The sequence below is a fragment of the Paraglaciecola arctica genome (assembly GCF_018861065.1).
GTDB lineage: Bacteria > Pseudomonadota > Gammaproteobacteria > Enterobacterales > Alteromonadaceae > Paraglaciecola > Paraglaciecola arctica_B.
Window position 1 is genome coordinate 51441 of the sequence record NZ_JAHKQO010000036.1, and the last position, 13519, is coordinate 64959.

General features: G+C 41.5%; 9 protein-coding genes. 7 read left to right on the forward strand and 2 right to left on the reverse strand.

All coding sequences use genetic code 11. From position 1 onward, the window contains the following. Window positions 1–17: 17 nt before the first annotated feature. From dnaG to KO534_RS13565, 5 genes are all read left to right on the forward strand, one after another. Window positions 18–1784 (forward strand): DNA primase, encoded by a 1767-nt coding sequence (gene dnaG, locus KO534_RS13545; RefSeq protein ID WP_215930206.1) that lies wholly within the window; start codon window positions 18–20, stop codon window positions 1782–1784. 129 nt (window positions 1785–1913) lie between these two features. After that, entirely contained in the window at window positions 1914–3797 is a 1884-nt protein-coding gene (gene rpoD, locus KO534_RS13550) for an RNA polymerase sigma factor RpoD (RefSeq protein ID WP_354667951.1), read from the forward strand. 105 nt (window positions 3798–3902) lie between these two features. After that, a complete protein-coding gene (locus KO534_RS13555; protein WP_252732148.1) occupies window positions 3903–5336 on the forward strand; it encodes a COG3014 family protein in 1434 nt (477 codons plus the stop codon). 182 nt (window positions 5337–5518) lie between these two features. Then, complete coding sequence (lpoB, locus tag KO534_RS13560; RefSeq protein ID WP_215930208.1) at window positions 5519–6121, forward strand: penicillin-binding protein activator LpoB; 603 nt, start codon at window positions 5519–5521, stop codon at window positions 6119–6121. Window positions 6122–6169: 48 nt separating this feature from the next. After that, window positions 6170–6637: a glycine zipper 2TM domain-containing protein gene (locus KO534_RS13565; protein WP_215930209.1), complete on the forward strand. Its 468-nt coding sequence runs from the start codon at window positions 6170–6172 to the stop codon at window positions 6635–6637. Window positions 6638–6743: 106 nt separating this feature from the next. Here KO534_RS13565 and KO534_RS13570 read toward each other — a convergent pair whose 3' ends face one another. Then, entirely contained in the window at window positions 6744–9851 is a 3108-nt protein-coding gene (locus KO534_RS13570; RefSeq protein WP_215930210.1) for an efflux RND transporter permease subunit, read from the reverse strand. Window positions 9852–9854: 3 nt separating this feature from the next. After that, window positions 9855–10916 carry an efflux RND transporter periplasmic adaptor subunit gene (locus KO534_RS13575; RefSeq protein ID WP_215930211.1) on the reverse strand — a complete coding sequence of 354 codons (1062 nt, stop codon included), beginning with the start codon at window positions 10914–10916 and terminating at the stop codon, window positions 9855–9857. A 77-nt stretch (window positions 10917–10993) separates the two neighbouring features. Between KO534_RS13575 and KO534_RS23465 the strand changes: the two genes are divergently transcribed. Then, on the forward strand, window positions 10994–11560 hold the full coding sequence (locus KO534_RS23465) for a hypothetical protein (protein WP_252732149.1): 567 nt from the start codon (window positions 10994–10996) through the stop codon (window positions 11558–11560). A gap of 171 nt (window positions 11561–11731) precedes the next feature. Further along, window positions 11732–13492 (forward strand): acyl-CoA dehydrogenase family protein, encoded by a 1761-nt coding sequence (locus KO534_RS13585; protein ID WP_215930212.1) that lies wholly within the window; start codon window positions 11732–11734, stop codon window positions 13490–13492. Window positions 13493–13519 lie beyond the last annotated feature (27 nt).

A 13519-nucleotide genomic window follows, 5' to 3' on the forward strand; every position in this document is an offset into this window, starting at 1 on the left:
GTATTTAAGAAGGTATAATGTCTGGTCGTATTCCCCGCGAGTTTATTGATGACATTATTGCTCGTACAGACATTGTTGAAATAATTGATAGTCGCGTTCGCCTGAAAAAAGCGGGTCGCAACCACCAAGCCTGCTGTCCATTCCACGACGAAAAAAGTCCTTCATTTACGGTTAGCCAAGACAAACAGTTTTATCATTGCTTCGGTTGCGGTGCACATGGCAATGTCATTTCATTTTTAATGGAATTTGATCGCCTAGAATTTCCGGAAGCAATCGAAGAGTTAGCCCAATACCATAGTATTGAAGTGCCTCGAGAAAAAGGCAGTGCACCTGCTCCTTCAGCAGAGCAAAAACAACAAAAAGAAAACGATTACGAGCTAATGGAAAAAGTCGCTAAATACTTTGCCCAGCAACTCAAAGTTCATCCCGACAAAGACAAAGCAGTAAATTACCTAAAAAAACGAGGGCTGAGCGGAGAAATAGTGAAAGCTTTCGATATGGGTTACGCACCACCTGAGTGGGATTCGGTGTTAAAAACCTTCGGAAAAAGCCCTGTTTACCAAGAACAATTACTCGATCTCAAACTCATAACAGAAAATGATAACAGAAGACGTTTCGACTTTTTCCGCGACCGTATCATGTTCCCAATTCGCGATAAACGCGGGCGAGTCATAGGTTTTGGCGGTCGGGTATTGGAAGACGGCGGGCCAAAATATCTAAACTCGCCAGAAACCCGAATATTTCATAAAGGCCATGAGCTATATGGATTCTATCAAGCTAAACAAGCTCACCGCAATTTAGCTCGCGTGATGATTGTTGAGGGTTATATGGATGTAGTTGCCCTTGGTCAATTTGGAATCGACTACGCTGTTGCATCACTAGGAACCGCCACCACACCAGAGCACATTCAAATGTTATTCCGTGCGACCTCTGAAGTAGTGTGTTGTTACGATGGTGATCGTGCAGGCAAAGAAGCGGCTTGGCGCGCATTAGAAAATGCACTGCCTTTCTTAAAAGACGGTGTAGAAATGAAATTTCTATTTTTACCAGACGGTGAAGACCCAGATACCTTAGTGCGTAAAATTGGCAAAGAAGCTTTTGAAAACACCCTAACAAAGGACGCGGTTCCTTTGTCGAAGTTCTTTTTTGACAATTTATTACAACGCCATCATGTTGGCAGTCACGAAGGTAAAGCAGCGTTAAAAGCTCAAGCATTACCATTAATTGAGCAAATAGCGGGTGAAAACATAAAGGAAATTTTATTTGCTGATTTAAGCAATCATATGGGTGACCAAAACAAACATCGATTAGAGCGTGACATTGCCCAAGCCAATCTAAGAACCAATCCCAAAAAGTTAGATTTTAATACGCCCAACAAGAGCACCATATCACCGGTTCGTATGATGATACGATTATTGTTAGATGATCCTGGTTTAGCGACTAAATGTATTGCAGCAGACCCTTCTCCTTTAGCCGCAATAGGCATTCCAGGTATGGCCATGTTAATTGAACTTTATCAATATTGTTTAGCCAAACCACAAGCCAACACAGCCCAAGTTCTGGAACATTTTCGAGGTCATGCCCAAAGTGCACAATTGGCTAAATTAATGATGTGGGAATATGCTGAACAAAACCAAGCCGCAGTATTTGAAGATAGTTTCGCTAAGCTACTTGATTGGCATTTACAAAGCCGTATGGATGAACTGTTTTCCAAATCTAGGGTGAGCAAATTAACCGATGCAGAAAAACAAGAACTCAACCTATTAATAAAAGAACAAAAGTAGCCTTGTAAAAGAACAAAAATGACCCAAGATCTAGCCCAAAGCCTAGTGAGTCTGCTATACTGGCGAATTCGCTAACACCGCACTAAATACAAAGTATTTACTGGGTATATTAAACAAGTTAGAGCGTGAATCCTCTCACAGAGAGATTTTGATGAATATTCAACTAATTCGAGAAGCGTAAGTTATATGGTGCAAAGCAAGCAGTCGCAGATAAAACTCCTCATTGCTAAAGGTAAAGAACAAGGCTATTTGACTTTCGCGGAAGTTAACGACCACCTACCCCAAGATATTGTCGATTCAGATCAAATGGAAGATATCATCCGTATGATCAATGACATGGGCATCAAGGTATTTGAAACTGCCCCAGATAAAGATGAGCTTTTGATGCAAGAAAGCGATACTGATGATGAAGCCGCTGAAGCCGCAGCTCAAGCTCTATCAACAGTAGAAAGTGAGATTGGTCGAACGACTGACCCAGTACGTATGTATATGCGAGAAATGGGTACAGTTGAATTGCTGACTCGTGAAGGCGAAATTGTTATCGCCAAACGTATAGAAGAAGGGATCAATCAAGTACAGTGTTCTGTAGCTGAATACCCTGAAGCGATTACTTATTTACTTGACCAATGGGACTTATTTGAGGCTGAAGAAATTCGCCTTAGCGATATTATAATAGGTTTTGTTGATCCAAACGAACAAGACGTTGCGCCAACCGCCACACATATTGGTTCTGAATTATCTGAAGAAGAGTTAGAAGATGAAGACGACGACAGTGACGATGAAGATGAAGAAGAAGATACAGGTCCAGATCCTGAATTAGCTCGTGAAAAATTCACAGCACTTCGTGTTCAATACGAAAAGGCACGAGACGTCATCAATGCCAAAGGTCGTTCACACAAAGAAGCCAGAGTTCAAATTTTTGAACTAAGCGAAGTATTTAAAGAATTTAGACTGACGCCAAAACAATTTGATCGCATGGTTAAAAACATGCGAAGCATGATGAATCGAATTCGTGTTCAAGAGCGCATAGTGATGAAACACTGTGTAGACACAGCGAATATGCCGAAAAAAGACTTTATTAAAGCCTTTTCTGGTAATGAAACATCGACTGACTGGTTGTTCAAGATACTAGACTCAACTTTGCCTTATGCAGTAGAAATGCGAGTTCACCAAGAAGAACTAGAACGAGCAATTGGCAAAATGAATTCAGTTGAAGATGAAACTGGATTAATTATTGCTGATATCAAAGATATCAATCGCCGTATGTCTATTGGTGAAGCCAAAGCCCGACGCGCAAAGAAAGAAATGGTCGAAGCCAACTTGCGTTTGGTTATCTCCATTGCGAAGAAATACACTAACCGTGGATTACAATTCTTGGATCTTATCCAAGAAGGTAATATTGGTTTGATGAAAGCGGTAGATAAGTTTGAGTACCGTCGTGGTTATAAGTTCTCGACTTATGCAACATGGTGGATACGTCAGGCTATCACCCGCTCAATTGCCGACCAAGCCCGTACTATTCGTATTCCTGTGCATATGATTGAAACGATTAATAAACTTAACCGTATTTCTCGTCAAATGTTGCAAGAGATGGGTCGTGAACCATCTCCTGAGGAATTGTCAGAACGCATGTTAATGCCAGAAGACAAAGTACGTAAGGTTTTAAAAATTGCCAAAGAACCGATTTCAATGGAAACACCAATAGGTGATGACGAAGATTCACATTTAGGCGATTTCATTGAAGATAGCACTATAGTGCAGCCTTTAGATTCGGCGACAGGTGGCAGCTTGAAAGATGCTACCCAAGAAGTATTAGCCGGATTAACTGCCCGAGAAGCGAAAGTTCTTAGAATGCGTTTTGGTATCGATATGAATACCGACCATACTTTGGAAGAAGTAGGAAAACAGTTTGATGTTACCCGAGAGCGTATTCGTCAGATCGAGGCAAAAGCGTTGCGTAAGCTGCGTCATCCTAGCCGTTCTGAGCAACTTAAAAGTTTCTTAGACGAGTAATTGTCATTTTGAAATTTAGAAGCCCTGATAGCAAAAATTATCGGGGCTTTTTTATTTGAATAAGATTAAAGTCTGTTATTACATGATTCTAAAATTGTGTCCTTTATGTCATCGTTAACCTTTACTTTTCTGGGCAAGCCCTACTCATTGAGAGCCCTAGCAACTTTTTGCGTAATTTTGAGTATCGCTGGCTGCAGCAGCATGGGGTTTACCGAATTATTTTCTGATTATGCCGAACAACTCAGAAATGCCAGAACAGCACAATTAAAGGGGGACTTTAAAACCGCTGCAGCTATGATAGTAGAGCCTAAAACCAATCAAAATAACTACACCTTAAATCTACTCGAGAAGGCTCGTTTACATTATCTGGCGAATGACTGGGAGCAAAGCCGCCAAGATTTTGCGTTGGTCTCCAAAGTATTAGATGAAGAAGCAAATAAGGCTAAGCTTAGAGTCAGTAAAGGCATCTCAAACGTGGCGGCTTTAGTCAGTAGTGACAATGTCATAACATACCAAGTGCCAACGTATGAACAAACAATGTTACATAGCTACCAAGCTCTGAATTATCTATTTTTAGGAAAGCTTGAAAGTGCCTTAGTTGAAGTACGGCGGGCGAATTTAGTGCAAGAAAACGCGCTGAAACAAAACCAACAAGCATTGTTAAGCGAACAAACAAGCTTTGATAACAACTCATTAAAACAAGCGTACCCATCAATGTCTGCCATGATTGGTGATATTAAGAATGGTTTTCAGAATGCCTACACCTTTTATTTATCAGCCATTTTGTATGAAGCCGCTTCACAGCCTAATGACGCCTACATCGATTACAAACGCGCATTAGAAATTTATCCTAACAACCACTATTTGCAGCAAGATGTACTTCGTTTGGCCAGTAAACTCAAAATGAAGGATGATCTAGCATTATTTACTAGTCAATTTGGTGCGTACCAATCAAGTGACATTGCTGGCGGTGGAGAGCTTGTTATTATCGTCGAAAATGGCGCGATCAATCCTAAACAAGAAGTGAGAATCAATCTGCCTATTTATAGTCGCGTTAATCAGCCGCGACTCTTTAGTTTAGCGTTACCGGTTTATACCGGTGCTTTGACTAGCTATCCCCCATTACAAATCAATGTTAGAGGACAAAACTATTCATCAGAGCAAATAGTCAGATTACAATCTCTGGCCTCCAAACAACTTCAGGAACAAATGCCAGGCCTAGTCACTCGTCAAGCCATGCGACTTGCTGCCAAAGAGCAGCTTCGCAGCTCCATGAGTAAACAAGGTGGAGAGATAGGTAATATTCTAGCTGTGCTGTACAACGCAACTTCCGAACAAGCAGATACTCGCAGTTGGCTAACCTTACCTGACGAAGTGCAAATATTAAGACTGACCTTACCCGCAGGAAAGCAACAAATTGATGTTCGTGTTGGCGGTAAAACGCAGTCAATTGAAGTAGAGATCCGACCTAATCGAATTGGGTTATTAAATATGACAACTATTGGAAGTTTTCAAGGTCATAAGTTTACATCGTTGTGAAACTAAGACTAAAAACGTCCTATCTGATACTTTCGCCACAGCGCCGATATGACTAGAATTGAACATGTCGCCATTGATATCAACCCCTGTAGTGCCCACATCTATGGCAAGGTCATCTGCATACAGATTGTTTATGTAAACGAACAAGGTGACCAAAATAAAATGAATAGAAGGAAAAGTTAATGAAAAAGTTACTGCTATTAAGCGTTGTGGGTTTATCAATAAGTCTATTAGCAGGTTGTGCCAATAAAACCGTGGTAAGTTATGGCGATGCCCAAGCAGTGGAAACTACCGATATTAATTTTGGCTCAACCGATTTACAAACCATTGCCAAGCAAATGACTGAGTCACTTATACAATCTCCGGTTGTAGGAACCATGACAACCCATTCCCGCCCGATTGTGTTTGTTGATTCTATTAAAAACAAAACCAGCGAACATATTGATACTGAGTCGTTATCAGACTCTATCTCGACTCAATTACTGCGCTCGGGTAAATTTCGCTTTGTCGATATGGATAAAGTGAACGCCGTGCGTGAGCAAATCGATTATCAAAATGAAAGTGGCTTAGTGAATCCAGACAAAGCTCTCCAGTTTGGTAAACAAGTCGGCGCTGAATATATGTTGTATGGGAATTTAGCCAGTATAGTCAAAACCAGTTCGGATAAATCAGACGTATATTATAAATTTACAATGCGCTTAATGGACTTAGAGAGTGGCTTAGTTGAATGGGCTGACGAGACTGAAATACGTAAAACCAGCAGCAAAAAATTGGTGGGTTGGTAGGTTGTAATCAGTAAATTGCTTAGATCAAACAACAACGAGGGTTATATCATGAGAGCACTGCTAATCTGCGTCACTCTATTATTCGCTAATCTGTCTCTAGCTGCAACTGACTACGAGCGCAACAAAGCGGTTCCCGTTGATAAAGTATTGTTTGGTAAAGTCACTTCAGTTCGAAGAATTACAGAAACAGAACTATTGCAAGATCGTAGCCACGGCTGGAAGGTATTTGGTGGAGCACTTGTTGGTGGGACCATAGGCAATCAATTTGGTAGCGGCAGTGGACGCACCATTAGTACCATTTTGGGTGCCATTTTAGGCAGTTCAATCGCGAGCAATGACCGTACACCTAACCAACAAATTACGATTGAATTGGTTGAATTGATGATCAGTATCGATAATGGTGATGAATATATGGTGGTGCAGGATTTAGATCAGCAAATGTTATTCCACCCACAAGACAAAATTCGCATGATTTATCTGTCTGATGGCTCGGTACGTATTGATAAACAATTTTAGTCTTTAACTTTCCCACCACACTAGTAATTGATTAAGATTATTCATTAGCTTGGCCCGCCACGGCAATCTATGGCGGGACAGCAAATCATTCTATGCCAGTATCACTCTATTCCTCGCCTTTTCGGTACGGTATATCCTGTGACAGCTGTTCAATTTTATGAGTCCGCTCATTTGGAGACCCTGAGTTTCTCGCTAGCAGATAATAGGCTGTTGGCACTATATATAAGGTCAAAAAAGCAGAGACCAATACGCCGGCAAATATAACCATACCAATAACGGTTCTACTTTCTGAACCAGCACCACTGGCCATCACTAAAGGCAATGAACTAAATACAGTAGTAAACCCTGTCATCACTATAGGTCTCAGTCGCTGCGCGGCCGCTCTGCGTAGCGCTTTCTCAAACTCTATGCCAGCATCCCGTAACTGGTTAGCAAACTCTACAATCAGAATTCCATTTTTGGCCGCCAATCCAATTAACATCACCAATCCAATTTGACTATAAATATTCAAGGTCATGTCTGCAAAATACAACCCCACGAAAGCCCCAACTAATGCTAGAGGTACGGTTAGCATGATGACAAAAGGATGGATCCAGCTTTCAAACTGCGCGGCTAAAATCAAATAGGTGACGGCTAGTGCTAAGGCAAAAATAAACAAAATAGAATTGCCTGACTCTTGATAGAGTTGTGACTGACCTTTGTAATCAATAGATACTTCTTCAGGGAGCTCAGTATCCACAATTTCTCGCAGGTAATCCAAAGCTTCTCCTACTGTATAACCGTCAGCTAAATTCGCACTGATCGTTATACTACGCATTCGGTTATAACGATTTAAACGTGATGATGTGGCTCGTTCTTCCACTAAAAGTAAGTTATCCAACGGGATTAATTTATTACTCTTGCTTGAACGCACGTAGATATTCTCAATGCTGGAAGGACTTCGATAATCAGACTCCTCACCTTCCATTATCACATCATATTCTTGCCCTTTATCTAGGTAAGTAGATACTCGCCTTTGGCCTAGCATAGTTTCTAAGGTACGGCCTATTTCACTGATAGATACGCCTAGATCAGCTGCTCTATTTTTATCTATATTGACTAATAATTGCGGCCAGGTTTCTTTATAGTCCGAGTCTAATCGAACGAGGTTTTGGTTGCTGCGAGCCTTTTCCAACACAATATCACGCCATTTAACTAAGTCTTCGTAGGTATTACCTTGCAGTACAAACTGCACAGGCCTACCCAGACCACGACCACCAATGCCGCTACGCATAATTGCAAAGGCTTGAATATCAGGAATAATTGCCAACTTGGCGCTAATTTCGTCCATTAGTTCGAAGGTTGAGCGCTTGCGTTCTTCACCAATAGGCATACCTACTATGCCGATCCCGGCACTACCGCCAAAACCTGGAGCACGAATCAACACCCTATCCACTTCACCCTTGTCGGCGTATTCGAGCAAGATTTTTTCGATTTTTTTCATATTAGCTGAATTGCTTTCAAAGCTAGCCCCTTCAACAGCTTGCACCCGAATAAAAAAGTTACCTCGGTCTTCTTTAGGGACAAATTCACTTGGTATAATTTGACTTAATTTAACCAATGCAAAAATACTCGCGATGACTAATATTGCCATCAACAACGGTTGATGTATGGTTGTGCCTAAGGCCTTGTAGTAACGGTTTTCTATTACCTTGAACTTCGCATCGACCCAAAAAGCAAAACCGCTCTGTTTTTGACGTTTTTTAAGCAACAGTGAACACAGCATAGGGGAAAGCGTCAGTGCGGTTACACTAGAAAAAGCCACGGCTGCTGCAATGGCTAGAGCAAATTCAGTAAAGAGTCTTCCAATATTGCCCTGTAAAAAAACCAAAGGAACAAATACTGCTATTAGAACTAACGTGGTCGCAACGACCGCAAAGCCGACCTCTTTTGCCCCTCTATACGAAGCTAATATAGGCGGTTCACCGAGTTCAATTCTTCTTGAAATATTTTCAAGCACCACAATCGCGTCATCTACCACTAACCCGATGGCCAGTACTAACGCCAATAAGGTCAATAAGTTAATTGAAAATCCTAAGGCATACATCACTATAAAAGCAGAAACCAAGGACACAGGCACAGTAATGGCCGGAATTATGGTTGCCCTGAGATTTCCAAGAAAGATATAAATCACCAACACCACCATCAACATGGCAATTGCTAAGGTTTCGTAAACTTCATTTATGGAAGCTTCGATGAAAACTGATGAATCATAACTAGCCACTATAAATATGTTGTCGGGTAGTGTTTGCTCAATTTGTTGAATGGCTTTTTTCGCCGCTCTGGCTACTTCTAAGGTGTTGGCTTTTGATTGTTTAATAATGCCCAAACCAATCATATTGACACCACCACCACGAAAATCGGTTTCGTCGTCTTCGGCACCTAATTCAACGCGAGCCACCTCTCTAAGCTTCACTAAATAACCGTCAGCGCTGGCTTTAATGGTCAAATTGGCAAAATCTTCTGGGGTTAGAAAACTTCTTGCGACTCGCACTTCAAAGTCTCGGTCGATAGATTCCACTTCACCCGCTGGCAGTTCAACATTTTCAGAACGAATCACGTTTTCTATATCACTGACTGTTATCTGTCGAGCTGCCATTGCATTTCTGTCAAGCCAGACCTTCATAGCGTAGCTTCTGCCGCCACCTAAGCGCACTCGTGCGACGCCTTCGGCTACTGATAAACGATCGACAACAAATCGATCGGCATAATCTGTTAACTCCATAACCGATAAATTATCACTGCGTAAGTTATACCAAACAATCACATCTTCATCGGAGTTCGACTTAGATACTTCAGGTGGATCGGCTTGATCTGGTAGGTTATTGAGGGCTCGACTGACTCGTTCACGCACGTCATTTGAAGCAGCGTCAATATCTCGCGACAAATTAAACTCGATACTAATCGACGAACGACCGTTACTACTGGTTGAGCTGATATTTTTAATGCCCTCAATACCACTAATCCGATCTTCTAATAACTGGGTAATGCGGCTTTCAACAATAGAAGCAGACGCCCCAGAATAGTTAGTGTTAATTGAGACTATAGGTGGATCGATATCAGGGTATTCTCTGAGGCTTAAAAAAGTAATAGATACAATACCAAATACAACTAACAGCAAATTGACTACAGATGCAAAAACGGGACGCTTAACTGATATGTCTGAAAGAAACATTGTTTACTCCCCACTGTTGGCGAGGTCAAAAGTGACTTTGGATCCATCGCGTAATTTAAGCGTGCCTTCAGTTACCACCAAATCCCCTGCTTCTAAACCACTTAGTATTTGTACTTTTCCAGGTTTACGTCGCCCTACCTTTACTTCAACTAAAGCTACCGAATCGCCTTTCACCAAAAAGACAAACTGCTTGTCTTCAACAGGCACCAATACGACTTCTGGTACCACTAAAGTTTGCAGAACTTGTTTTTGCAATAAAATTTGTAGCAACATGCCTGGGCGAAGTTTTAGATCTTCATTTTTAATGTTGGCTCGAATTTGCACCGAACGCGTAGAAGGATCAACCCTAGAGGCAATACTGGTAATTTGGCCTTCAAAAACTTTTCCTGGATATGCCACTGACGTCGCTCGTATCTTTTGACCCAGGGCAACACTTGCTAAATGAGACTCAGCGATATCAAAATCGACTTTAATAAAACTTAAATCATCCAAAGTTGTTACCACATCACCTGGGGTGACTAGCGCTCCAACACTGATCTGGCGAACCCCTAAGATTCCATCAAAAGGTGCTTTTACTAACAACTCATCTAGCTGAGTTTTGGCCACATCCATTTGAGCGTTTAAAACATTAACTTTGGCCAGTTGCTCATCTAACAGTTGTTCTGAAGCTACGTTATTTTTGGCTAAATTTTTAATTCGTTTTAGCTGTTTAAGTGCTTCTTGCAGATTCACATTCAATTCCGCCAATCTAGCTTTTTCTTCAACATCGTTTAGCTCCAGCAGTAACTGCCCTTGCTTAACTAAATCACCGTCATCAAAATGAATTTTTTGCACAATATCTGAGGTCTGGGTAGTAATAAAAACCGATTCATTCGCTTTGCCTGTTCCAAGTGCCTCAACGACAACTTCAAAATCCTCTTGATTAACTTTATGAACCTTTACAAAAGTCGCACCCGATTGGTTAGCCTGTTGCGATTCTTCTTTAGGCATATACAAATACACCACCAAACCAAGGCACAAGATAACGGCAAATAACAGGGGTGAGAATTTTAATCCTTTAGACATTGAATGACCTATTTATGTGTTGAAATGAACAAGACCTATGAGGTAAAAATTAAATTACAGGACCTTTACAATTAATTGTGGAGAATACAAAACTAGATGAGATAATACCTCATACCGATATAACAAGTGTACGTATGATTTTGCAAAATAGATTATTTTTCAGCATATTAACTTTAACCATTTTGATCTACGGATGCAGTAGAGAGATCCCTGCAGACCCAATGTGCCGAACCGCTAAGCTTGACACAGAATTGCCCCCAGCTGCAGCAGCTTGTCTTATAAAATCTAACAGTCGTCTATTAGCCATAAAAACCCATAACGATGACAACTGGAATCTACCCAATCTTAAGTTACAGAAAACAACAAGCGCACAATGCACAGCTCATACTGCGGTTTGGAAAACGACAGGACTCAACGTTGAAGTAGGAAAATTGCTTTTTGCAGACCAACATCACACGCAATATTTTGAATGCCAACTTAGTGACGAATATTCTAGCCAACTAGAGACATTTCCCGTCCCCCCATGGGCGAGTCGCAGAACTGCGCACATTGCGCTGATTGACCCCTTTGAAACCCAACAAGACCAGTGGGTAAAAGATATTAACCTCATCCAGTTGAGAGAAGCCTATACTCAACTCAAATAAAATTTTGCTTAAACGTGTTGTCTTGTTTCACTCTATCCAACTGTCACCAACATTCATCAAACAATTAGAGCCATATCAACACTTTTAATAGTCATTACCTGACTTTTAGCAACTACAACGAACAAATAACAGTATAATCTCTGCAGTATTCGATATTTAGAGATTATGACTATGCCCCAATACAATGCCCCAATAAACGACATGCAATTCGTACTGCATGAATGGCTAAACCTGTCGGACCATTATCAAAAATTAGGATTACAAGATTTTGACCAAGAGTTGGTCAATGAAATTCTTATGCAAGGTTCGAAGTTTGCCGAAGAGGTAATTGCTCCCTTAAACCGCGAAGGTGACGAACAAGGTGCCAAATTAATTGATGGCACTGTGACTACTCCTGATGGCTTTGCAGAAGCTTATAAAGAATACGTCGCTAACGGCTGGAACGCCATGTTGGGCAGCGCTGATTATGAAGGCCAAGATTTACCCAACACAATTGCAGTACCAGTACACGAGATGTTGGACTCGGCCAATGTCAGTTGGCGTTTAACAGGCATGCTTAACGAAAGCGCTATTTTAGCCATCACTAAACACGCAAGTGAAGAGCTAAAAAACACCTATTTGGCCAAACTCATTTCCGGTGAATGGGCTGGGACTATGTGTTTAACCGAGCCTCACGCTGGCACCGATCTTAGTTTATTGAGCACTAAAGCCGTTCCTAATGAAGACGGCAGTTTTAGCATTACCGGCAATAAAATATTTATCTCCTCTGGTGATCACGAATGGACCGATAATATCTTGCATTTAGTATTGGCAAGACTGCCAGATGCACCTCCTGGGGTAAAAGGCATCAGTTTGTTCTTAGCACCTAAATTTTTACCTCAAGACGACGGTAGCATAGGCCCTAGAAATGCGGTTACAGTTGGCAGTATAGAGAAAAAAATGGGTCTAAAAGCCAGCCCAACTTGTGTAATGAATTTTGACCAAGCGCAAGGTTTTTTAGTGGGTGAAGCGAACAATGGTTTAGCTTGTATGTTTACCATGATGAATGATGCGCGTTTTCAAGTTGGCTTACAGGGACTAGGTATAGTAGAAGCGTCTTATCAAGGTGCCTTAGCCTACGCTCGAGAGCGACTGCAGTCTCGCGCCCCACAAGGTGTGCAAGAACAAGACAAAAAAGCCGATCCGATTATCCACCAACCCGATGTTCGTAGAATGTTACTGACTCAAAAAGCCATAGGTGAAGGCTGTCGTGCGTTGGCATTGCTTTACGCGCAACAGATGGACATAGAACGTTTTGGTGACGATACAAGCAAACACACCGCCAAAAATGTCATTTCATTCTTAACTCCAATAGTTAAAGGGTTTATGACTGACATGGCGACCGAAATGAGTAATCTCGGCGTGCAAGTCTACGGTGGCCACGGATTTATTCGTGAATGGGGCATGGAGCAACTCGTTCGAGATGCAAGAATTACCCAGTTGTACGAAGGTACCAACGGTATTCAAGCACTGGATTTAATATCTAGAAAACTAGCACGCGACAAAGGCACTATGCTCGAAGACACTTTTGCCTTGTTTACCAGTAAAATCGAGCAAATGAATGATGCAGCGGCCAAAACCCAAGCTGCAGACTTATTGAAAGAATGGTTTGATACAGCTACAGAACTTAAAAAGCAAAATGCAGTGGATTTATCTGGCACAGCCTATGACTTTATGCACTACAGCGCCTACTGCATATTAGGTGTAATTTGGTTGAGTATGGCGGATACCGCACAACAATCGGATAACCCTAGCATCCAATCAGGCAAGCAAAACACCTGTGAATTCTTTGTGAAACGATTACTCCCTAAAAAAGACCTGTTCAAAGCTAACTTGTTTAACGGAGCGGATGACTTGATGGCAGTGACTGATGGTGAGTTTGATTATCAGTAAAAGAGAGACTAGCTTCTAGCTTCTAGC